Annotated in this window: 19 protein-coding genes; 7 read left to right on the plus strand and 12 right to left on the minus strand. The window is 64.3% G+C overall.

Features of this window, described 5'->3' with window-relative positions; all coding sequences use genetic code 11:
• Positions 1 to 58: 58 nt before the first annotated feature.
• The 4 genes from queF to trpLE all read right to left on the minus strand — a co-directional run bounded on the left by queF (position 59) and on the right by trpLE (position 4080).
• Positions 59 to 523, minus strand: coding sequence for a preQ(1) synthase (queF, locus tag OCK02_RS17935; RefSeq protein ID WP_263814208.1), 465 nt, complete (start codon positions 521 to 523; stop codon positions 59 to 61).
• Positions 520 to 1437, minus strand: coding sequence for a cation diffusion facilitator family transporter (locus OCK02_RS17940; protein ID WP_263814209.1), 918 nt, complete (start codon positions 1435 to 1437; stop codon positions 520 to 522). Before OCK02_RS17940 ends, queF begins: the two co-directional genes overlap by 4 nt.
• Before the next feature lie 142 nt (positions 1438 to 1579).
• Complete coding sequence (locus tag OCK02_RS17945) at positions 1580 to 3769, minus strand: anthranilate synthase (RefSeq protein ID WP_263814210.1); 2190 nt, start codon at positions 3767 to 3769, stop codon at positions 1580 to 1582.
• A 110-nt stretch (positions 3770 to 3879) separates the two neighbouring features.
• Complete coding sequence (gene trpLE / locus OCK02_RS26150; RefSeq protein ID WP_318530142.1) at positions 3880 to 4080, minus strand: trpE operon leader peptide TrpLE; 201 nt, start codon at positions 4078 to 4080, stop codon at positions 3880 to 3882.
• Between the two features lie 38 nt (positions 4081 to 4118).
• On the opposite strand from trpLE, the gene OCK02_RS17955 reads away from it, so the two are divergent.
• From OCK02_RS17955 to OCK02_RS17975, 5 genes are all read left to right on the plus strand, one after another.
• Positions 4119 to 5003 (plus strand): extensin family protein, encoded by an 885-nt coding sequence (locus OCK02_RS17955; RefSeq protein WP_263814211.1) that lies wholly within the window; start codon positions 4119 to 4121, stop codon positions 5001 to 5003.
• A gap of 131 nt (positions 5004 to 5134) precedes the next feature.
• Entirely contained in the window at positions 5135 to 5644 is a 510-nt protein-coding gene (locus OCK02_RS17960) for a DUF1993 family protein (RefSeq protein WP_263814212.1), read from the plus strand.
• Between the two features lie 244 nt (positions 5645 to 5888).
• Positions 5889 to 8168, plus strand: a complete 2280-nt coding sequence (locus OCK02_RS17965) for a TonB-dependent hemoglobin/transferrin/lactoferrin family receptor (protein WP_263814213.1) — start codon at positions 5889 to 5891, stop codon at positions 8166 to 8168.
• A 184-nt stretch (positions 8169 to 8352) separates the two neighbouring features.
• Positions 8353 to 8553, plus strand: coding sequence for a hypothetical protein (locus tag OCK02_RS17970; protein ID WP_263814214.1), 201 nt, complete (start codon positions 8353 to 8355; stop codon positions 8551 to 8553).
• A gap of 2 nt (positions 8554 to 8555) precedes the next feature.
• A complete protein-coding gene (locus OCK02_RS17975) occupies positions 8556 to 9143 on the plus strand; it encodes a Fic/DOC family protein (RefSeq protein ID WP_263814215.1) in 588 nt (195 codons plus the stop codon).
• A 46-nt stretch (positions 9144 to 9189) separates the two neighbouring features.
• On the opposite strand, the gene OCK02_RS17980 is transcribed toward OCK02_RS17975, so the two are convergent.
• A complete protein-coding gene (locus tag OCK02_RS17980) occupies positions 9190 to 10869 on the minus strand; it encodes a formate--tetrahydrofolate ligase (RefSeq protein WP_263814216.1) in 1680 nt (559 codons plus the stop codon).
• A 239-nt stretch (positions 10870 to 11108) separates the two neighbouring features.
• On the opposite strand from OCK02_RS17980, the gene OCK02_RS17985 reads away from it, so the two are divergent.
• Positions 11109 to 11570, plus strand: a complete 462-nt coding sequence (locus OCK02_RS17985) for an Lrp/AsnC ligand binding domain-containing protein (RefSeq protein WP_230808090.1) — start codon at positions 11109 to 11111, stop codon at positions 11568 to 11570.
• A gap of 101 nt (positions 11571 to 11671) precedes the next feature.
• Here OCK02_RS17985 and OCK02_RS17990 read toward each other — a convergent pair whose 3' ends face one another.
• From OCK02_RS17990 to OCK02_RS18020, 7 genes are all read right to left on the minus strand, one after another.
• Positions 11672 to 12841 carry a DUF2333 family protein gene (locus OCK02_RS17990; RefSeq protein ID WP_263814217.1) on the minus strand — a complete coding sequence of 390 codons (1170 nt, stop codon included), beginning with the start codon at positions 12839 to 12841 and terminating at the stop codon, positions 11672 to 11674.
• On the minus strand, positions 12834 to 14135 hold the full coding sequence (locus OCK02_RS17995) for a DUF6638 family protein (RefSeq protein WP_263814218.1): 1302 nt from the start codon (positions 14133 to 14135) through the stop codon (positions 12834 to 12836). The genes OCK02_RS17990 and OCK02_RS17995 overlap by 8 nt, the downstream gene beginning before the upstream one ends.
• Positions 14132 to 14536 carry an endonuclease domain-containing protein gene (locus OCK02_RS18000; protein ID WP_263814219.1) on the minus strand — a complete coding sequence of 135 codons (405 nt, stop codon included), beginning with the start codon at positions 14534 to 14536 and terminating at the stop codon, positions 14132 to 14134. The genes OCK02_RS17995 and OCK02_RS18000 overlap by 4 nt, the downstream gene beginning before the upstream one ends.
• Before the next feature lie 351 nt (positions 14537 to 14887).
• Entirely contained in the window at positions 14888 to 16798 is a 1911-nt protein-coding gene (locus tag OCK02_RS18005) for an AAA family ATPase (RefSeq protein ID WP_263814220.1), read from the minus strand.
• Between the two features lie 4 nt (positions 16799 to 16802).
• Positions 16803 to 17948 carry a hypothetical protein gene (locus OCK02_RS18010; RefSeq protein ID WP_263814221.1) on the minus strand — a complete coding sequence of 382 codons (1146 nt, stop codon included), beginning with the start codon at positions 17946 to 17948 and terminating at the stop codon, positions 16803 to 16805.
• Between the two features lie 298 nt (positions 17949 to 18246).
• Positions 18247 to 19335 carry a hypothetical protein gene (locus tag OCK02_RS18015; protein WP_263814222.1) on the minus strand — a complete coding sequence of 363 codons (1089 nt, stop codon included), beginning with the start codon at positions 19333 to 19335 and terminating at the stop codon, positions 18247 to 18249.
• 276 nt (positions 19336 to 19611) lie between these two features.
• On the minus strand, positions 19612 to 20199 hold the full coding sequence (locus OCK02_RS18020) for a thymidine kinase (protein ID WP_263814223.1): 588 nt from the start codon (positions 20197 to 20199) through the stop codon (positions 19612 to 19614).
• Between the two features lie 233 nt (positions 20200 to 20432).
• Between OCK02_RS18020 and OCK02_RS18025 the strand changes: the two genes are divergently transcribed.
• Complete coding sequence (locus OCK02_RS18025) at positions 20433 to 21389, plus strand: choline ABC transporter substrate-binding protein (protein ID WP_263814224.1); 957 nt, start codon at positions 20433 to 20435, stop codon at positions 21387 to 21389.
• Positions 21390 to 21483 lie beyond the last annotated feature (94 nt).

The raw sequence follows: 21483 nt of genomic DNA on the forward strand, positions 1-21483 counted from the left end.
GGCAAGGACGAGCGGCGCGACCCTCTCCGCATCTTCCGAAAAACCGCGACGTCTGCCGTCAGCCCCGCCCGCGATAGGTCGGCACACCCTGGTCGGGCAACCAGACCCCCTCGGGCACGGCACCTGTCTGCCAGAACACGTCGATCGGAATGCCGCCGCGCGGATACCAGTAGGCGCCGATCCTCAGCCATTTCGGCGAAAGCAGGTCGACCAGCCGCTTGGCGATGGTGATCGAGCAGTCCTCGTGGAAGGCGCCGTGGTTGCGGAACGAATGCAGGAACAATTTCAGCGACTTGGACTCCACCAGCGACGCATCGGGAATGTAGTCGATGACGATATGGGCGAAATCCGGCTGCCCGGTCATCGGGCAGAGCGAGGTGAATTCCGGCGCGGTGAAGCGCACCACGTAGTCCGTGCCCTGGTTGCCGTTCGGCACCTTCTCCAGCACCGCCTCTTCCGGGCTTGCCGGAAGCTCGACGTTGCGGCCGAGTTGCGAGAGGCTCGATACGTCGGTCTTGCTCATGCCCTGGTCCTTTCCACCTTCACCCTGATCCCATGCGCCTTCTCCGTCTCCGGCTCGACATGGATCGCGATCTGGGCGCCGTGATGGACCGTTTCGATCGCCGCTTCAAGCCTGTCGCAGATCTCGTGCGCGTCGGCGACGGCCATGCGCGCGGGCACGACGAGGTGGAACTCCACGAAGATCGCCTGCCCGGCCCGGCGGGTCTTCAGGTCGTGCACGCCGAGCGAGCCCTGCGCGTTTTCCGCGATCGCCTGCTTGATCGCCGCCTCCTCGGCTCCTTCGATCGCATGATCCATCAGCCCGCTGACGGAACTGGAGATGATCGTCCAGCCCTGGAACAGGATGTTGGCGGCAACGAGGATCGCGATCACCGGGTCGAGGATCGCATAGCCCGTGGCCAGCACGAGCAGCAGGCCGACGAGCACGCCGGCAGAGGTGATCACGTCCGACATGATGTGGTGTCCGTCGGCGAGCAGCGCCGGCGAGCGGTGCCGCCTGCCGGCCCGGATCAGGATCGTCGCCCAGACGACGTTGATCAAACCTGCGACGAAGTTGATGCCAAGGCCGAGCGCCGGCTGCTCCATCAACGTCGGCGCCCAGAGCTTCGGCACCGCCTCCTGCACGATCAGGATGGCCGCCACGACGATCAGCACGCCCTCGATGACCGCCGACAGGTACTCCGCCTTGTGGTGGCCGAAGGGGTGGTCGGCATCGGCCGGCCGCGAGGCATAGCGGATCGCCCCCCAGGCGATGACGGCGGCGACCACGTTGACGATCGATTCCAGCGCATCCGACAAAAGCGCCACCGATCCCGTCACCCACCAGGCCAGCATCTTCAGCCCCAGCACGAAGACCGCCATCGGAATGCCGATCAGTGCCAGCCGGTTGACCGTCGCGTTCCCGTTCGTACCCATGATCGCCTTCCCTGCGGATGCAAACGAATTGCAGAAACCGCGCCCTTCAACGCAAAACCGCCCGCGCGGGGTTCGCGCAGGCGGTTTTCTCTTCGGCGTCTCTATCGGCCAGTTCGGCCAAAATGTCAAAGGCGGAATGGCCTCACGCCGCCTTCGTCTTCGCCTTTCGCGACAGGTGCGCCACGACGTTCTCGATCATCCGCATGCCGGCGTCGCCGCCGAGCGTCATGATCGATTCCGGGTGGAACTGGACGGCGGCCACCGGCTCCTTGGCATGCTCGATGCCCATGATCGTGCCGTCCTCGCTTTCGGCGGTGATGATGAAGTCGCGCGGCAGCGTCGAGGGATCGGCGAAGATCGAGTGGTAGCGGCCGACCGTCACCTCCTTGCCGAGCCCGGAGAAGACAATGCCGGGCTCCAGCACGCGGATGCGCGAGGGCTTGCCGTGCATCGGAACGGCCAGTTGCCGCAGATCGCCGCCATAGGCTTCCGCCAGCGCCTGCAGACCGAGGCAGACGCCGAAGATCGGCAGATCCCGCGCCCGCGCCTTCTTGATCGTCGCCTTGCAGTCGAAGTCCTTCGGCGTGCCGGGACCGGGCGAGAGCACGACGAGGTCGGGCTTCAGCCGGTCGAAGAGCTCGTCTGCGACAGGCGTGCGCACCGTCGTCACCGTGGCGCCGGTCTGGCGGAAGTAGTTCGCCAGTGTGTGGACGAAGCTGTCCTCGTGATCGACCAGCAGGATGTTGACGCCGGCGCCCACCGAGGCGACGTCGCGCTGGGACTTCGCCGCATTGCCGGCCTTGGCGTCACGGATGGCTGCGATCATGGCGGATGCCTTCAGTTCGGTTTCGGCTTCTTCTTCCTGCGGGTTGGAATCGTTCAAGAGCGTCGCGCCGGCCCGCACCTCGGCGATCCCGTCCTTGATGCGGATGGTGCGCAGCGTCAGGCCGGTGTTCATGTCGCCGTTGAAGCCGACCATGCCGATCGCTCCACCATACCACAGCCGCGGGCTCTTCTCGTGCGCCTCGATGAAGCGCATCGCCCACAGCTTCGGCGCGCCGGTGACGGTGACGGCCCAGGCGTGGCTCAGGAAGCCGTCGAAGGCGTCCATGTCATCGCGCAGCCGACCTTCGATATGGTCCACAGTGTGGATCAGCCGCGAATACATCTCGATCTGCCGGCGGCCGATCACCTTGACCGAGCCCGGCTCGCAGACGCGCGACTTGTCGTTGCGGTCAACGTCGGAGCACATGGTCAGCTCGGACTCGTCCTTCTTGGAATTGAGCAGCTTGAGGATCTGCTCGCTGTCGGCGATCGGGTCGTCGCCGCGCTTGATCGTGCCCGAGATCGGGCAGGTCTCGATGCGGCGGCCGGACACGCGCACGAACATTTCCGGCGAGGCGCCGACGAGATATTCCTGGTTGCCGAGATTGATGAAGAAGGAATAGGGCGACGGGTTGATCGCCTTCAGCCGCTGCGAGATCTCCGACGGCCTGCTGTCGCAGCGCTCGTAGAACTTCTGGCCGGGCACCACCTCGAACAGGTCGCCGCGGCGGAAACTCTCCTTGGCCTTGACGACGAGTTCGGCATATTCGCCGGGCCGATGATCGCCATGCGGGGGAATGATGTCGGCGGTCTTAAACGGTTCCGGCGCGATCGCCCGGTCCCTGCCCTCCGTGGTGATCCCGTCTTTGGCGAAATCGTAGCGGTCGATCCAGGCCTTGGCGGCATAGTGGTCGACGACGAGAATCTCGTCGGGAATGAACAGCACCATGTCGCGCTGGTCGTCGGGGCGCTCCAGCTTCAGGTCGATCGCGTCGAACTGGAAGGCGAGATCGTAGCCGAAGGCGCCGTAGAAGCCGAGATTGGCGTCCTCGGCCGAATGGAACAGGTCGGTGACCGCGCGCAGGACCGTGAACACGGTCGGCATCTTCGAGCGCTCTTCCTCGGTGAAGACCCGGTTCGGCTCGTTGACCTTCAGGTCGAGCCGGCGGGGCGTGGAAGTCCCCAGCGTCAGCTCGGCGACGCCCTCCAGCCGCGGCCTGATGATTTGAAGCAGCGCCTCGCCGCGCTCGTTATAGGCCTCGAGCCAGACGTTGCGGCCGAAGGAGGAGATGGCGAGCGGCGGATCGACGATCGCCGTGTCCCAGCGGGTATAGCGGCCGGGATATTCGTAGTTGGAGGAGAAGACCGCGCCGCGGTGCTCGTCGAGCTTGTCGACATAGTCAGAGATCGCGGTGGCATAATCCGCGTCCCGGCGCCTTCGGGTGACGATGATGCCGCCCCGCGTCTCGTAGCTCTCGGCGCCATCCGCCAGTTGCTTCGTCACCATTCCCTGCTCTCCTGTTCGGCCCGGATTTCGAGCGGCCGAATACGAAAAAGCCGCCTCGAAGGTTTCGGGCGGCTGTTCGTTTCAATCACGCATGACTGGTCGAGGCCGCCTCAGCGAGCCCACCACCAGATCGAGATGTTGCGTGCATCTGTCATGGCCGGAATTGTTAGCGCGAAGCCGGGGCGAACGCAACCGGGATTTCTCGGGCCGGACGTCGACAATCGGGGCCTTCGGAAAGGCTGCCCTACGCGCCCTCCGGGGCCGGGATCCGAGCCTTCGATTCCGGGCGGGAATACCGTTCGTTCACCCATGCGAAACCGAACGGGTTTCCGTGCGTTTCCCTCCGACCGTGTCCGTAAAAGAGGAGAACGCCGCCATCCGCCCGCGATCCTTCGCCATCCTGGCCGCAAGCCTCCTCGCCCTGACTGGCGCCTCCCTTCCCGCCGCCTCCCTTCCCGACAAGGGGCCGATGCCCGTTGCGCGACCCTCCGCCGACGGCGAAAAACAGCCGGAAAAACACGGTCCGCCGACCCCGACCGCCGCGGAACGCAAGGACGCGCCCACGTCGAAGGAGAGCGACGGCAGCAAGACGAAGGAGAAGGACGGCGAGGGCAAGGCGACGGATGCCGACAAGACCGAGGCAGCGAAGGAGCCACCGCCGCCGCTGGTCCGCGAGGACGACGCGACCCTTGCAGCCTGCATCGGGGCGCTGAAGGCGGGCGGTGCCATCGTCGAGGAAATCCCGGCGATCGGGCCGGAGAACGGCTGCGGCATCACCCGCCCCGTGCTGCTCAAGCGTCTCTCGGGCGATATCGGCATCACGCCCGAGGCGACGCTGCGCTGCGAGACGGCGCTGCAGCTTCAGCGCTGGACCAGCGGCGCGCTCGTGCCCGCGATCGCGGCGGGCATGCCCGACAAGAAGCTTTCCGGTCTCGAGCAGGCCTCCGGCTACGTCTGCCGCAACCGCAACGGCGCTGCAAACGGCAAGGTCTCCGAGCATGCCTACGGCAATGCCGTCGACATCGCCGCCTTCACCTTCTCCGACGGCAGCCGTATGGACATCGCCCCGCGCGAGAAGGATTCGACCATCGAAGGCGCGCTCCAGCGCGCAGCGGTCGCCACCGCCTGCCTCTATTTCACCACCGTCCTCGATCCCGGCAGCGACGCCGCGCACGAGACGCACCTGCATCTCGACGTCATCAAGCGCAAGGGCGGCTATCGCTATTGCTGGTAGCGCAGCGGTGGAATCTTTTCGGCCGGCGCGGATCGCGGGCTCAAAACCGGGCGGCGCCTGCCCTATCTTAGCGGCATGATTCCCGGCCCGCCGTTCACCCCGCCGGGCCGCCAATCCATAAGGATGTCCGTATGTCCGTCTCCCTGTACCGTCTCTCCGTTCCCGTCTTCGTCCGCGGCCTCAAGGTGCTTTCGGCGCTGCTCGAAAAGGCCGAGGCCCATGCCGCCGACAACGGGATCGACCCCGAAGTCCTGGTCAATTCGCGACTGGCGCCGGACATGCTGCCGCTGTCGGGGCAGATCCAGCGCGTCAGCGATACCGCCAAGAACGCGCTCGGGCGCCTGAGCGGCAAGAGCGCGCCGAGCTTTCCCGACACCGAGACGACCATGGCCGAACTGAAGGCGCGCATCGAAAAGACCATCGCCTATCTCGAATCGGTACCGGAATCAGACCTCGCGGGCAGCGAGACCCGCGAGGTGAAGCTCAATGTCGGCAATCTCGGCGTGACCTTCACGGGCACGGACTACCTGCTGGAATTCGCCCTGCCGAACTTCTTCTTCCACGTCACCACCGCCTACGACATCCTGCGCCACGACGGCATCGAGATCGGCAAGCGCGACTATCTCGGCCCCTACGGCTGAACGTCCCCCTCCAACGCCACCGCTCCCCGAATCCGTGACCGCCGCCGGCTGCCCGGCGCGTGCGATGTGCGCTGGCGTACACAAAAACTTGATTAACATATTCACGCTCAAACTTGACTCGTTTAATCCAGATTAAATAGGCATTCCCCCAGGGCACCCTTCCAGGGATTCCGAAAGAGAGAAAACCGACGCAGCCGCCCCGCGGCTTGCGATGGATTTCTGCATGCATTTTCAGGGGGTTACAATGAGATTACCGACACCGCTCGCAACGCGACTTCTGGCGACGACCGCCGTCGCGATGGCACTTGGCACGACGCCGGGCGCGTCCACATCAGCACAGGCCCAGGAGGCAGCGTCCGCCCAGGCCGAGCAGCCGACGACGCTCAGGACCATCACCGTCGAGGGCCTTGGCGAGACGGCGGCGACCTCCCCCCTGACCCAGACGACGGACCGTGCGACGCTTGAAAACCGCATGGTCACCGACTTCCAGGACTTCGCCCGCCGCGTCGACGCGGGCGTCAACTTCAACACCCAGAACAACAGCATCAACATCCGCGGCCTGCAGAACGACCGCGTGCTGACCACCCTCGACGGCATCCGCGTGCCGTGGCTGGCCGACCCGCGCGAATCGGCGCAGGGCGGGCTGAACGGCTTCGATTTCAACAGCCTCTCGGCGATCGACATCACCAAGGGCACCGATTCCTCCCGCTTCGGCTCCGGCGCGCTCGGCGGCGTGGTGCAACTTCGTACCCTCAACCCGGAAGACCTGATCAAGGAAGGCCGGACCTTCGGCGCGGTCGCCAAGTCGACCTATGACAGCGCCGACGACAGCGTCGGCGGCAATGCCGCGGTCGCAGCCCGCTTCGACGACACCTGGCTCATGCTGCAGGGCGGCTACAAGCGCGGCCACGAGACCGACACCCGCGGCGACGTCGGCGGCTACGGCACGACCCGGACCGAAGCCAATCCGATGGACTTCGACCAGAAGAACGTGCTCGCCAAGATCCATCAGCATATCGACGGCGGCCATCGCTTCGGGCTCACCGGCGAGATCTTCAACCGCGACGAAGACAGCGACAACATGCGCGGCACGACTTCGAGCTACGAGCCGGGCACGTTGAAGTCCGGCGAGGAGATCGACCGCCGGCGCATCTCCGCCTCCTACGACTTCATTTCACCGGAGGGCAACGACTGGCTCGACCAGGCGAGCGTCGTCACCTACTGGCAGCGGCAACGGCTGAACAACACGACGAACGGCTTCCGGCTGCGCGATTCCCGCGCCAACATCATAGAAGGCGACCCCTTCTATTACGGTTATCCGACCGGCGACTACTACCGCGACAACATGCTGGAACAGACCACCTACGGCATCAACGGCGATGCGGCCAAGGCCGTGCAGCTTGGTGGCATCGAGCACGGCTTCCGCTTCGGCGCCGAACTCTACGGCCAGAAGACGCACCAGTATTCCTCGGGCATCGACAATTGCCCGGACGTCAACTGGGCGGTGATTCCGCAGCCCTTCGGCCCGCAGTCATGCCGGATGCTGCACTCCAACGCCTCCGACATGCCCGACGTCGACAGCGTCTTCTTCGGCGCCTATCTCGAGGACGACATCAAGCTGATCGACAACCGCCTGACGATCACCCCCGGCCTGCGCTTCGACTGGTATCGCCATTCGCCGAAGTCGACCGCGGAATTCGAGCGCAGCCCGAACTTCGACGAGGACTATCTGAACGGCACCAGCGATGCCCGCTTCTCGCCGAAGCTGCGCGCCGCCTGGCAGGCCAATCCGGAACTGGAACTGTTCGCCCAGTGGTCGCAGGGTTTTCGCGCGCCGAGCGCGACGGAACTCTATCAGAACTACGGCGCGCCGGGTTCCTACGCCCGCATCGGCAATCCGGATCTTGAGGCGGAAACGAGCAACGGCTTCGAGGTCGGCGCCAATTATGCCTCCGAGGCCTACACCGTCTCGGCGACCGTCTTCAACAATTACTACCGCAACTTCATCGACCGGGTGCAACTGGCGCCCCCGGGCGGAGAGTACCCGGTCGGCGGCATTCAGGGCTACGAAAACCGCGACCGCGTCCGCATCTACGGCGTCGAATTCGCCGGCGAATGGCGCTTCACCGACAACTGGCGGACCTGGGGCTCGCTCGCCTGGACGCACGGCAAGGACACCGATTCCGACGAGTACATCAACTCGGTCGCGCCGTTGCGGGCGATCGTCGGCCTCGGCTATGCGACGGAGACCTGGGGATCGGACGTGTCGCTGACGGCGGCTGCCGCCCGCGACAAGGTCAGCGGCTCCGGCTTCGAGGCCCCGGGTTACGGCGTCGTCGACGCCACCGCCTGGTGGCAGCCGAAACAGCTCGACGGCTTCCGCGTCCAGGCCGGCGTCTTCAACATCTTCGACAAGAAGTACTGGAACGCCATCGACGTTCCGGACGGCACGACGGCGGATACCCGCGACTTCTACAGCGAGGCCGGCCGCTCCTTCCGCGTCTCCCTCACCAAGACCTTCTGAACCTCCAGCCGCCGGCCCTCTCCCGCCGGCGCAACGCGCGCCGCAGTTCCCCCGGGAACTGCGGCGTATTCAGGTCGGCTTTGCAGCATCGCCCGTATTCCGAGAACACCGCCTCCGCCTTAGCCAGATCCGGCGAGAGGAATCCTTTTGCCGGCCCCGACAAGGTCGTGATAGGTTTCCAGCCATGAGCACGACAAAGTCGCCCAAGCTGAACCGGAGCGCGGCAACCGGCCGCCTGACCCAGGCACGCGCCGAAAAGATCAGCGCAGTCGAGGGCCTCGTGCTGAGCGCGCGCATGCGCGCGCTTCTTGTCCAGACCAAGGATCTGCCCGCCGAGGAACGCCGCAAGGCGATCCGTGCGCAGTTCGCCGGCAAATCCGACTAAGCGTGGTCTATACCGCCGAAACCGACCCCCTCTGCTATCCCGGCACAACAGTGCTCCGGAACAAGCTGGGCCTCGTTGATCAGGACGAACTCGACGAGTACGAAACCGCCATGTTCGTCGTACGCTCCGAGGAGCCCTGGCCGGAAGGCGACCTGGACGTCACCTATTACCTGTCGCTCCATCACCACCTCTTTCAGGACGTCTACGATTGGGCCGGGGAGATCCGCACGATCCGGATCGGCAAAGGCGGCAACTGGTTCTGTTACCCCGAGCACATTCGGGCGCAGTTGGACCGCATCTTTCAGCACCTGACCAACGCCAATGCCTTGGACAGCCTTGCGCCGGGCGACTTTGCGGCCCAGGCAGCCCATTTGCTTGCCGAGATCAACGCAATCCACCCCTTCCGTGAAGGCAATGGGAGAACCCAACTGGCTTTCCTCGCCCTTCTGGCCGAGCGAGCGAGCCTGCCGTTCGATGCCGATGTGCTTGGTCGCGAGCGTGTCATGGACGCCATGATCGAGAGTTTCGCGGGCTCGGAAGAGCCGCTGGCGGGCCTGATCCTCGACATCGTCGCCGGGCCCTCCCCCTGATCTTGACGCGCCACAATTTGCGTGTCCCGCCACCTGTGGCGGCCGCCTAGTCCAGCCCCTCGATATAGCCGGCCTCGTTGAGGAAGATCCGCTCCGAGGAGGGAACGCTCGGCAGGCCGGGCATGGTCATGATCTCGCCGGTGATGACGACGACGAAGCCGGCGCCGGCGGACAGCCGGACTTCGCGCACCGGCACCGTGTGGCCCTCCGGCGCACCGCGCAGGTTGGGGTCGGTGGAAAAGGAATACTGCGTCTTGGCCACGCACACCGGCAGGTGCCCGTAGCCCTGCGCCTCCCAAGCATGCAACTGATCGCGCACCGACTTGTCGGCGATCACCTCGTCGGCATGGTAGATGTCCTTGGCGACCGTCTCGATCTTGTGGAACAGGCTCATCTCGTCGGGATAGAGCGGCGCGAACTGCGAATGGCCGGAATCGGCAAGTTCCGCCACCTTGTGCGCCAGTTCCTCGATCCCCGCCGATCCTTCCGCCCAATGCTTGCACAAGACCGCCTCGGCACCGAGCGTGGCCACGTAATCCTTGATCGCCTGGATCTCCCCTTCGGTGTCGGAGACGAAATGATTGATCGCCACGATCACCGGCACGCCGAATTTCTTGACGTTCTGCACGTGCCGGCCGAGATTGGCGCAGCCCTTGTGCACAGCCTCGATGTTCTCCGGTCCGAGGTCTTCCTTCTTCACCCCGCCGTTCATCTTCATCGCCCGCGCGGTCGCCACGACCACCGCCGCATCCGGCTTCAGCCCGGCCTTGCGGCACTTGATGTCGAAGAACTTCTCCGCCCCGAGGTCGGCGCCGAAGCCCGCCTCCGTCACCACGTAGTCGGCGAGTTTCAGCGCCGTCCTGGTCGCCACGACCGAGTTGCAGCCATGGGCGATGTTGGCGAAGGGGCCGCCATGCACGAGGGCCGGGTTGTTTTCCAGCGTCTGCACCAGGTTCGGCTGCATCGCATCCTTCAGCAGTACCGTCATCGCCCCGTCCGCCTTGATGTCGCGGGCGAACACCGGGGTCCTGTCGCGCCGGTAGCCGATGATGATGTCGCCGAGCCGCTTTTCGAGATCCTGTAGGTCGGTCGCAAGGCAGAGGATCGCCATCACCTCCGAGGCGACCGTGATGTCGAAGCCGGCCTGGCGGGGATAGCCGTTGCGCACCCCGCCGAGCGAACAGACGATCTCGCGCAGCGCCCGGTCGTTCATGTCCATGACCCGGCGCCAGGTGATGCGGCGGGTGTCGAGGTCCTGCTCGTTGCCCCAGTAGATGTGGTTGTCGATCAGCGCGGCGAGCAGGTTGTGGGCGGTCGTGATCGCGTGGAAATCGCCGGTGAAGTGGAGGTTTATGTCCTCCATCGGCACGACCTGCGCATAGCCGCCGCCGGCGGCCCCGCCCTTGACGCCGAAACAGGGGCCGAGCGAGGCCTCGCGGATGCAGACGATCGCATTCTTGCCGATCCGGTTCAGCCCGTCCACAAGCCCGACCGTCGTCGTCGTCTTGCCCTCGCCCGCGGGCGTCGGGTTGATCGCAGTGACGAGGATCAGCCGGCCATCCTTCTTCTCCTTCTGCGCGGCGATGAAGGCGGCGCTGATCTTGGCCTTGTCGTGGCCGTAGGGAATGAGGTCCTCGACGGGAATGCCGAGGCGCGCGCCGATCTCCTGGATCGGTTTCTTGCTGGCAGCCCTTGCGATCTCGATGTCGGATTTCACCGCGCTCATGCTTCCCCCTTGTCGTGTCTTTGTCGTGCGTCTTTTTGCCCAGCCCCGGCCGGCGGAGCGGCCTGTTCCCATGGTCATAGCGCCAATCGGCCCGGTGGCAAACGGCTGAACGGTGCACCTTCTCCGATTGACGTAAGCTTGGCCCTTGCGATTCTCGGTAAAATGTGGCGAGAGGATCACCAAAATTCTGGCAGTCTTCGCCGCGATCACAAACGGATCGCGGAGAAAGGTAGAGAAAGATGAAGGAACTCGACCGTCTGGACCGAAAGATTCTCCGTGCGCTGCAGCAGGAGGGTCGCCTATCGAACATCGAGCTTGCCGAAAAGGTCAACCTCTCGCCCACGGCAACCGCCGAGCGCGTCAAGCGGCTGACGCGCGACGGCTACATCATGGGCTACATGGCGATCCTCTCGCCCGAGCGGCTGGGGCGAAATCTTCTGGTCTTCGTGCAGGTCAAGCTCGACCGCACCACGCCGGACGTCTTCGACACGTTCGCCGAGGCTGTCCGCCAGAGCGACAACGTCATGGAATGCCACATGGTCGCCGGCGGCTTCGACTATCTGGTCAAGGCCCGCGTCGCCGGCATGGAAGCCTACCGCGCCTTCCTCTCGGACGTCTTCCTGTCGCTGCCCGGCGTGCGCGAGACGCATACCTACGCGGTGATGGAAGAAGTGAAGAGCACGGGGTGGCTGCCGGTGTAGGTGAGGCAGTAGGCAGTAGGCAGTAGGCAGTAGAGCGAAGTTGCAGCCGCTCAACGCCGCAATCTCTTTCGCTACTGCCCATTGCCTACTGCCTGGCGCGCCTAGCGCGCCAGGATATCCCGCATCTCCACCAGGTTCGACCGCACCCGCAGGATGTAGAAGCCCATCGTGGCCAGGTGCGTCGGCATGATCCAGCCGTCCTCGCGGCCGTTGGAGATGATCACCGGCTGGATGTTGAGCGCCGAGCGAAGCTGCCGGAGCGTTTCGGTCCAGATCTGCGTCAGGCCGCGCTGGGCAATCACGCTGTCGAAGTCGGCGCCGGCGGCCGACAGGATGCCGTAATATCCGTAGAGCTGGCCGAAGGCGAACCAGAAGCGATCGTCCGCGCGCACGTCGAACCAACCGCCGTTGTGGAACTCCGAACGCTCGCGGATGATGGCAGACGTGTTGCCGATGTCGTTGGCGATGCGGTCGAGGAATTCCACGAGATTGTCGGAACGGGCGTCGAAGGTGGCGTTGCAGGCCGCCAGCGAGGCGTTGAACTTCTGCAGGTCCCGCGCCGCCGCACGGTAGAAGCTCGGTGTCGGCGTCTTCGGGCCGAACGGGCTGAGGCCGAAATACCAGGTCTCCTCGTCGAACTGGATGTTGCCGCGCGCCGCCTGCAGGTCGTTGTTCACGCCCGAGGTGCCGCGCACGCGGCCGAGCGAATCCACGAGCTCGACAGCCGTGCGCCGGATCGCCTGGTTGACGCCGCGCTGGAACGACGCCTTGTTGTCGAGCCAGGGCGTGTCGTCCCAGTCCATGCCGAACAGCCCCAGCTTGTAGAGCAGCATCGACGAAATCCAGGCGTTCTGGTTGACGTTGAAGTCGATCAGGTCGGCCGATACGTCGACGATCGCCGACCGCTCGCAGGTGTTTGGTGTTGCGGCCTGTCCGGCGGTCTGGCCCGTCGTTCCCTGCCCGGTCGTTGCCTGGCCGACCGGCGCCTTCACCGGCAGGCCGGCATCGTTCTTGCGCGCCGGCAGGTTGTAGGCGTTGACATAGTCGATATCGAAGTTGGTCCAGACCTGCGTCTGCCAGATGAAGTAGCCGTAGAGTGCTACGAGCCCGATGAGGACGATGCCGATCGGTCCCTTGATCAGCCAGCCGCGCTGCCGATACCAGTTGGCCGCAGCGACGAAGGGCCAGATCAGCCATGAAATGGCGAGCCCAATTCCCCTGCCGATGGCAGAAAAGACGCGCTGGAAGAACGCGACGATCGGGTCAAGCATTGCGTTTGTCCTCTCCAATTCCGTAAAGCCGCAACCGGAAGGCGGCCTTGTCCTGCAAATAGGTACGTTCCAGCGTTTCGACCACGAATTCCCTGAATTTTTCAGAGAGTTTCTCGTAGGATGCATAAAATCCCTGCTTGTCGAAGACGAAGCGCGAGACGAAATCGAAGGGCGTCAGTTGCGCGATCAACTGGTTCACCAGCCAGCGGTCGGGATGATCGGGCGCCGCCCGCACGAGCAGGAACCGCGCCCAGGGCGTGATCTCCTTCAGCCGGATCTCGCCCGTCGCCGCAATCGTGCGCAGCGCCTCCTGCAGAAAGGGATAGATGCCGTCCTCGGCGATCAGCGCCGCATTGCGATGCATCCAGGTCTGCATCCAGACGCGATCCGCCCTGGCAAGGTCGGCACGGGGATCGACGCGGTTGACGAGGTTCAGGATCGCCATGTCGGCGCGGTGTTGCAGAAGGCCCGACGCCTCGACCCAGGAAGCCCGCGGCAGTTCGAGCCGCTTCGTCGAGGCGAGGAACTCGAAGATGCGCGGATGGTCGTCGAGCGCGATGTAGCTGACCTGCCAGGGACGCGAACGGCGGAAGCCCGGCACGGACGGATCACAGATCACCGTCGTCTGCTTGCCGTCGAGAAAGACGAAGACGCCGCCGAAATGATTGGCCCAGAACGCCTCGTGGCGGAATACCAGCTGATCGGGCACGAGCGCGTTCTGGCGGATGTCGCCGGTCTGCTTCGAGAGTTCCACCATGCGGTTCAGCATGGCGTCGTCCGCCCAGGCGTTCGGCACCGTCTTCAGCCGGTCGACCAGGGCACGCAGTTCCGCCGCCTTGCCGAGCACATCCTCCGCCGACAGCACCCGGAAGCGCACCTCGTTGATCGAGAGCAGATCGTCGATGTCGTTGACCACGGCAACGCTGTCCTCGATCTCGCCATAGAGCGCATCGCGGATCGTCACCGCATGGATCGCGCGCGCATTGGCGTCGAAGAACTCGTGCATCAGCGCCGCGGTATTGGAAAAGCTCGTATGCACCACCGGCAGCTCCACCTGCTCCGGCGTCAGGATGATGAAGCGGCGGTTCACCCGGTTCGGGTCGAGATAGTCGCGGTCGCCGAGCTCGTCGGCGATCTCGGGCGAGAACCCGGTCATGTCGATGCCGAAGCGCGTCAGATTGGTCCGCGGCAGCCCGAAGGCTTCCAGCGCCTTGTTGTAGCGCTCGACCAGATGCGGCTCGGACACATCGAGCAACCGCCCGTAGATCAACTCGGCTTCGAGGAGGCGTTTCATGATCGTTCAGTTACCGGCAGGAAGGTGAAGTCGGCCGCATGCGTCCTTTCGACCAGGCGGCCATCGCAGATTGCGACGATTGTCTCCAGTACAGATTTCAGCTCGCGCAGAACCTCAGTGTTCCAGAACCTGGCAACAGACCATCCGTTCGTGTTCATGAATTCGTTCCGTCTCGCATCATACGCGTTATCTGCATGATGACTGCCGTCCACCTCGACAACCAGCATCCTCTCCCGGCAAGCGAAATCGGCAAAATACGGACCGATCGGAACCTGCCTTACGAACTTGAAACCATTCAGCCGTCGACCGCGCAATTCCGACCATAGAAGTCCCTCGGCATCGTTCTCCACTTGTCGCAGCTTTCGCGCCCGTTCCGTCTTGCTCGAATTCGCTCCCCTCATCGGCGTCCCATCCCGATCTTGCCCCTCACCCTAACCCTCTCCCCGCAAGCGGGGAGAGGGGACTGGAAGACACCGCGGCATCCGTCCTTCTCCCCGTTCGCGGGGAGAAGGTGCCGGCAGGCGGATGAGGGCTTCAGCTCAACGCTGTGCTCGGGGCATCCACCCATAGGTCTCGCGCAAACGTCGCCGCGCAATTTCCTGGCCCCTCTCATCGCCATCTCATCCCGAATTTGCCCTCCCCGCAAGCGAAGAGAGGGAACTGAAAACATCTCGGCATCCGTCCTTCTCCCCGCTTGCGGGGAGAAGGTGCCGGCAGGCGGATGAGGGGCAGCTCTCAAGAAATTGCCACCCCTACCACTTCCCCTCCGCCTTCATCGCCTCGATCTCGCCAACCGCCCGTTCGCGCAGGCGTTCGCGGCGGATGATGTCGGCGACTGCCGCGTCGTCGGATTTGTCGGCGTAACGGAATTCGCTGTCGGCGTAGCGGTTGATCTCCTGCAGCACCATCTCCATGGTGATCGGCCCGCGCAGTTCCTCGATCATCCCTTTCTTCTCGTCGTAGGATCTGTGCATGAACGCCTCGGGCGTCTCGAACCAGTCGTCCGGCAGGTCGACGTCCATCGCCCGCATCTTGATCGCGTCGGTGACGTTCTTGATCGCACGGCCGGTGAAGCGCGGCTCGGCCTCCTTGATCATGTGCAGGTAGGTGCCGACGTCGGCAAGTGTCGCCATCTTGCCGAGCGCTTTTTCGTAGCGCTCCCAGACGGCCAGCAGCCCGTCTTCCTGCGGCAGCGCGTGCTGGCCGTAGGAACTGGAGACCGCCTTCCTAATCTCCTGCCCGGCGAGAAGCTGATGCTCGCCGAGCGGGATCGAATGGTTCTTGCCGACGAGCAGCGTGAAGATGTCGACATAGTCGGCCCGCGATTGCGGCCCGTCGACCAGCCAGCGGGCGCCGGCGCGCTGGCGCAGCGCATCGTCGACGTTTTCGGGATAGTTGGAGAACATGCCGAAGGTGCAATTGCCGCGCACCACCGTCGAGGCACCGGCGAAGCTCTCCATCAGAACCGCCGTCACCTCGTGCTGGCCGGCTGATGCCCGGTCGTCGGAGCGCTTGGCGGCCACCTGGTCGACATCGTCGATGGTGCCGAAGCCGATCGCCCGCGGGTTCACCACGTTGTCGACGAATTCCTTGCAGTTCTGGCCCGACTTGCCCTGATAGGACGAGATCTGGTCGACGCCGAAGTTCTCGTAGTGGAAGGGGTAGCCGGCGACCCGGCAATAATCGTCGAGCAGGCCGGCCAGCATCTGGATCAGCATGGTCTTGCCGGTGCCGGGCATGCCGTCGCCGATGAAGGTGAAGAGGAACCCGCCGAGCTCGACGAACGGGTTCATCTGCCGCTCGAAATCATAGGCCATAAGCATCCGGGCAAGCCGCATCGCCTGGTACTTGGCGATGTGGTTGCCGACGATGTCGGTGGGCTTCTTGAAGCTCATCGACAGCGGCTTGCGCTTCTGCCCCGGCGCCACGTCGAAGCCGTTGAGGGTGAAATCGTCCTGTTCGATGCGGATATGGGCGCTCTCGAAGCTCGAAAGCCCGGAAAAGCGCGCCTTGCGACTGATCAGCCCCTCCAGTGCGACGCGAGCGAAGGCACGGGCGCGGGCAATCAGCGCCGTGTCGTCGGCCGCTCCCGCGATGGCCCGGTCGAGCCCGGCAACGAGGCTCTTGGCCGCGTCCTGCGCGGTGTCGAACAGGTAGTCCGGCTCGTCGGTGTCCTCCGCCGGCTCCCCCTCGCCGGCAAGTGTCGCGCCGAGATAGGCGGCCAGGGTGAAGGCCGTGAGATAGGCTGAGGCCGACAGCAGCGCCTTGAAGCGGGTCGCCTCCTCGCCGGCAAGCGGGGAGGTGACATTGCGCGCCTGCAACTGTTCCAGTTCCGTCTGCCGTGCGAAGACGTCGGCGACCGCAAGCGCGATCTCGATGCCGCGACGGGTGCGATACAGCAACTGGTGCTGCGCCGGCGACAGCAGCGGATCGCCCGCCCGCACGGCGGCGATCGTCCTTGCCAGCTCGACCTCGCGCGTCCGCCGCATCCCGCCCGTCGAGACGGTGGACACGAAGCGACGCCCGGTGCCGGCGGTCGGCGCGCCGGCAGGCCCGCCTTCGGCCTCCAGGATCACCAGCCGCGTGACCATGCCCTGCGCCACCGCCCGGTGCTTCTCGATATCGCTCTCGGGGACAACAGTCAGTCCGGCGTTCAGGCTCATGACGTCATACCTCGCTGATCACGTTCCCGGAAATCACATGCACCTTGTAATCGCCGAAGATCGCCGCCGCTTCGCCGGCGGCATAGAGCGCCTGGTAGGCATCGTGCGGCACCAGCGCATGCTTCTCGAAGGCGCTGACGCCCATGCGTGTGGCCTCGAGATTGCCGGTATCGATGTGGAACTCCTCCTGCGCCGGCGTCGAACTCCAGAAGCCCCTCTTCGCCGGCCGCTCGGCCTGCGAAAACACCTCCTGGATCGTCCAGGTGAGCAACCAGGCGTTCTCGGCCTTGCGCACCTTCGACAGGATATCGCGGACCTTCTGGTTGTTCTCGGTGATGTCGGCGGAATAGAACGGGCCAAGCACGATGCGGCGCAACTGCTTGGGATGCAGCATCTCGAAGTCGCGGTCGAGATTGGTGGCGATCGTCACCGGCGACAGCGAATAGGCGCTGTTCTTCAGCGTGAAATCGTCGAAGCGGCTGGCAAGCTCCGGATTGAGCAGTCCGCCGACCGGCAGGTCGATCTGGACGTCGGGATTGAGCTTGCCATCCTTCGTCACCAGCAGCTCGACGAGCTTCTCCGACGAATCCTCGATCGTCGCCATGTAGACCATCGGCAGCGTGCTGTTGCCGTCGAAGGCGCCCCAGCTGACGACATAATAGGGCCGCAGCGTCTTCGGGTTGACGGCGACGCGGATCGTCTCGGGCAGGACAAAGGGGGAAAAGATCTCGCCCTTGCCGATCTGCTGCAGGTACATGCGCTCGGCCATGCGCACCTGCAATTCGGTCGGAAACGCCTTGTTGCGCAGGATGAAATCGGCCATCTCGCCGCGCAGCTGGTCCGCGCCCGGGATCTCCGAAAGCCGCTTTTCCGCGCCCTTGCGGTCGTTTTCCAGCTCGAGCACGTTCTGGTAGACGGGAAACCCGCTTTCGGCCCGCGAGATGCGGAACTGGTCGACGAAGCCGATCCGGTTCTCCCAGCAGGCAAACGACGCCTTCAGACGCGAAAGATACGGCACGATCGCCTCGCCGATCACGCCATGCCGGTAGAGCGGCGAATTGCGGTCGCCGAGAAAGATCTCGAGCCCGCCGAGGGCGGAACGGATGGCGTTGAAATACTGCGCGACGGCGCTGTCGGCCGCGGCTTTCATGGCTGTATTCCTCGCTTCTCCCCGACGGGATGAAGGCGGCGCGAAGAGCCGGATATGATCGCGTCACTGGCAATTGGAGATGGCAAGTCCCCCTCTGGCCTGCCGGCCATCTCCCCCACAAGGGGGGAGAAAACCAGGCGCACCCGCCTGCCCAACGGCTCGCTCGGCGGAATGGCTGGGCTAAGCCCTCCCCCTTGTGGGGAGGGTTGGGAGGGGTTCTTGACCACAGACATCTGCGTCGTCGTATCGGCGGAGACGAGCAAGCTCCCAAAGCACGAAACCAATCGGCCCATCGCCCTCACGCCTTCACGTAGTTCGAGGCGTTGTGCTTGTCCATGACCTCCTGGAAGCGGCGGGCGAAGGCGTCGTCGGCGAGCTTCTTGCGGCGCTGGATGTCCTGGGTGGCGAGCATGTTCTTCTCGTGCATCTCGAGCAGGTCGCCGATGTGCTTCTGCGCGGCGGCGCCGATGCCGGCCATCGTCTCCTCGGCCGCCGTGTCGACCTTGCTGCCGAGCGTGTTGATCCGGTGCGCCACGTCCTGCTGGGCGGCGGTCTTCAAGGAATCCTCCAGCGCCTTGTAGAGCACGATGCGCTGCTCGGTATCGATCGTCAGCTTGTTGATCAGCGTGTTCTGCGCGGCGATCTGGTTGTTGAGCGAATCCACGAAGGTCTGGAACATCGAGGTGTAGCGCTCCAGCGTCTGGCTCTCGGCGAGCAGTTCCTGCTCCTTTGCCTGCTGCTCGTTGTACTCGGTCGCAAGCGCCGAACGCTCGCCTTCCAGCTGCGTGCGCGTCTTCTGGTCGGTGGAGGCGGCGATCCTGTTCTCGATGTCGAGCAGTTGCGGATTCAGCGTCTCGATCCGCTTCTGCGTTGTCTCCAGCGTCGTCATCGTCTGCTTGCGCCGCTCGATCACCTGGATCAGGCTCGCTTCCGAGGTCTTGTAGCGGCCGTCGAGGATCGACTTCTGCTCCTTCAGGATGCCGACGATCGTGTCGGACTTGGCGAGCAGTTCCTGCAGATTTCCGGAGAGCGACATGTTGCGCACGCGGTCGGTGCGCATGCGCTGCATCTTCTGCTTGGAGAAGAGGCCGATGAACTTCTCGTACCCCGTATAGCTCTTCATGCTCTCGAACTCGGAACCGAAGACGTTGGTGGCGTCCTCCAGCCCGATGATCAGGTCGGCGATATTGGCCTCCATCACCTTCTGCTGGGAGAGCACGTCCTGCAGCCGCGCGTTCTCGATGTCGAAATTGGTATCGCCGAGCTTGGTGTCCGCCTTGGCGAACTCCTCCAGCACGATGCCGGTCTGGTCCAGCTTGGTGCGCATCTGCTCGACCGTCTCGCGGGTTCGCGCGATCTCGGTGTCGAAATTCTGAAGTGTGGCCATGCCTGCTCCCCTCTGTCCCGGGCGAATGCGCCGTCCCGGCGCGACTGCCGGCGCCGATCTGCCCTGCTGCAACCGGCCTGCTGCAACCGGCAAAGGCCGCCGGATGCGGCACCCGACATGATGTGGGAAGCCAGCCCCGGGCTGCAAGTCCTGAAAGATAAGTATTTTTTCTTCAGCACCGACCGGACGTTGCACGTTCCGGCAGGACTATTCCACGCAGGCGGCGGCCTGGATCGAGACGCACGACGGCCAACCGCAATCGGTCATCCATCCCGTTCAGTCGGCCATCATGATGTCTTCCCAATGCCGGCGGCAATAGGAGACGTACTTGTCGTTTCCGCCCACTTCGACCTGCGCGCCTTCCTTGGCGACCTTGCCGTCCGCGCCGAGCCGGACGACCATCGTCGCCTTGCGGCCGCAATGGCAGATGGTCCGGACCTCGCGCAGTTCGTCGGCGATCGCAAGCAGGGCATAGGATCCGGGAAAGAGCCTGCCCTGGAAATCGGTCCGCAGGCCATAGGCCATCACCGGGATGTGGAGGCGGTCGGCGATCCGCGCAAGCTGCCATACCTGGCGCTCGCTCAGGAACTGCGCCTCGTCGACGAAGACGCAGGCGATCTGCCCGGTGCCATCCGCCTGCAGGGCGCTCACCATCGCTTCCAGATCGTCGGAGACGTCGAAGGCGATCGCGTCCGACTGCAACCCGATGCGCGAGGAGATCCGCCCGCGACCGGCACGGTCGTCGTGCGAGGCGATGAAGATCGCCGTCCGCATGCCTCGCTCCCGGTAGTTGTAGGAGGCCTGCAGCAGCATCGTCGACTTGCCGGCGTTCATCGTCGCGTAGTGGAAATAGAGTTTTGCCATGATTTTCACCTCGGCACCTTCTGGCCCGGAAAGCCGGGGATTTCCAGCAGCAAGAGGGGCGAAATCACAGAATTCCGCGCGCTCCGTCCTCAGCGACATTCTTGCGTCGGATTGCGAAACGGCCTGAAATAAACTAGGCGGCCGATACCCATGCCGCTACGGTAAAGTGCTTGAATTATGACGTTTTTGATGCTTGGCTTAAGACATCAGAACAAGAACGGGGAGCATATATCATGAAAATCGCATCGACACTGAAGGCCTCAGCGCTGGCCGCGGTCTCGCTCATCGTGCTCGGCACGGCCGGCGCGCTCGCCGCCGAGGCGGAAAGCTGCGGCAAGGTCCGCTTCTCCGACGTCGGCTGGACCGACATCACCGCGACCACGGCGACGGCCTCGACGATCCTCAAGGGTCTCGGTTACGAGACGGAAACGACCGTGCTGTCGGTTCCAGTCACTTACCAGTCGCTGAAGAACAAGGACATCGACGTCTTCCTCGGCAACTGGATGCCGACGATGGAAGCCGACATCAAGCCCTTCCGCGAGGACAGCTCGGTGGAAACGGTGCGCGAGAACCTCGAGGGCGCGAAGTACACGCTCGCCACCAACGCCAAGGGCGCCGAACTCGGCATCAAGGACTTCAAGGACATCGCCGCCCAGAAGGAAGCCCTCGACGGCAAGATCTACGGCATCGAGCCGGGCAATGACGGCAACCGCCTGATCATCGACATGGTCGACAAGGGCACCTTCGACCTCAAGGGCTTCGAGGTGGTGGAAAGCTCCGAGCAGGGCATGCTCGCCGAAGTGGCCCGGGCAGAGCAGGACGGCGCGCCGATCGTCTTCCTCGGCTGGGAACCCCATCCGATGAACGCCAATTTCAAGCTGACCTACCTGTCCGGCGGCGACGACGTCTTCGGACCGGACTTCGGCGGCGCCACCGTCTACACCAATGTCCGCCAGGGCTACGTCGCCGAATGCCCGAACGTCGGCAAGCTCCTGCAGAACCTGAAGTTTTCGCTGGAGATGGAAAACCAGGTCATGGGCAAGATCCTCAACGACGGCGCAGCCCCCGAGGATGCCGCCAGCGAATGGCTGAAGGCCAACCCCGCGGCGATCGAGCCGTGGCTTGCCGGCGTCACCACCAAGGACGGCGCGGACGGCCTGGCAGCCGTCAAGGCCTCGCTCGGCCTCTGAGAAGGACGAAGGGCGGAAGGCAACTTCCGCCTTTCCTGACATCGACAGTGCGCTAGGCTTCCGCGGCAGGTGCGCAGCGGATTGACCAGACGCT

Origin of the sequence: Rhizobium sp. TRM96647, from assembly GCF_025780115.1 — a bacterium.
Lineage (GTDB): Bacteria > Pseudomonadota > Alphaproteobacteria > Rhizobiales > Rhizobiaceae > Mycoplana.

Coding starts and splice junctions, on each gene's coding strand:
- OCK02_RS18010 (WP_263814221.1), bottom strand. CDS start 17,948: ATGAAAGCCGCGGCCGACAGCGCCGTCGCGCAGTATTTCAACGCCATC.
- OCK02_RS17990 (WP_263814217.1), bottom strand. CDS start 12,841: ATGCTTGACCCGATCGTCGCGTTCTTCCAGCGCGTCTTTTCTGCCATC.
- trpLE (WP_318530142.1), bottom strand. CDS start 4,080: ATGGGTGAACGAACGGTATTCCCGCCCGGAATCGAAGGCTCGGATCCC.
- OCK02_RS18025 (WP_263814224.1), top strand. CDS start 20,433: ATGAAAATCGCATCGACACTGAAGGCCTCAGCGCTGGCCGCGGTCTCG.
- OCK02_RS17965 (WP_263814213.1), top strand. CDS start 5,889: ATGAGATTACCGACACCGCTCGCAACGCGACTTCTGGCGACGACCGCC.
- OCK02_RS17960 (WP_263814212.1), top strand. CDS start 5,135: ATGTCCGTCTCCCTGTACCGTCTCTCCGTTCCCGTCTTCGTCCGCGGC.
- OCK02_RS17945 (WP_263814210.1), bottom strand. CDS start 3,769: ATGGTGACGAAGCAACTGGCGGATGGCGCCGAGAGCTACGAGACGCGG.
- OCK02_RS18000 (WP_263814219.1), bottom strand. CDS start 14,536: ATGAGGGGAGCGAATTCGAGCAAGACGGAACGGGCGCGAAAGCTGCGA.
- queF (WP_263814208.1), bottom strand. CDS start 523: ATGAGCAAGACCGACGTATCGAGCCTCTCGCAACTCGGCCGCAACGTC.
- OCK02_RS17985 (WP_230808090.1), top strand. CDS start 11,109: ATGAAGGAACTCGACCGTCTGGACCGAAAGATTCTCCGTGCGCTGCAG.
- OCK02_RS17980 (WP_263814216.1), bottom strand. CDS start 10,869: ATGAGCGCGGTGAAATCCGACATCGAGATCGCAAGGGCTGCCAGCAAG.
- OCK02_RS17940 (WP_263814209.1), bottom strand. CDS start 1,437: ATGGGTACGAACGGGAACGCGACGGTCAACCGGCTGGCACTGATCGGC.
- OCK02_RS17995 (WP_263814218.1), bottom strand. CDS start 14,135: ATGAAACGCCTCCTCGAAGCCGAGTTGATCTACGGGCGGTTGCTCGAT.
- OCK02_RS18015 (WP_263814222.1), bottom strand. CDS start 19,335: ATGGCCACACTTCAGAATTTCGACACCGAGATCGCGCGAACCCGCGAG.
- OCK02_RS18020 (WP_263814223.1), bottom strand. CDS start 20,199: ATGGCAAAACTCTATTTCCACTACGCGACGATGAACGCCGGCAAGTCG.
- OCK02_RS17970 (WP_263814214.1), top strand. CDS start 8,353: ATGAGCACGACAAAGTCGCCCAAGCTGAACCGGAGCGCGGCAACCGGC.
- OCK02_RS18005 (WP_263814220.1), bottom strand. CDS start 16,798: ATGAGCCTGAACGCCGGACTGACTGTTGTCCCCGAGAGCGATATCGAG.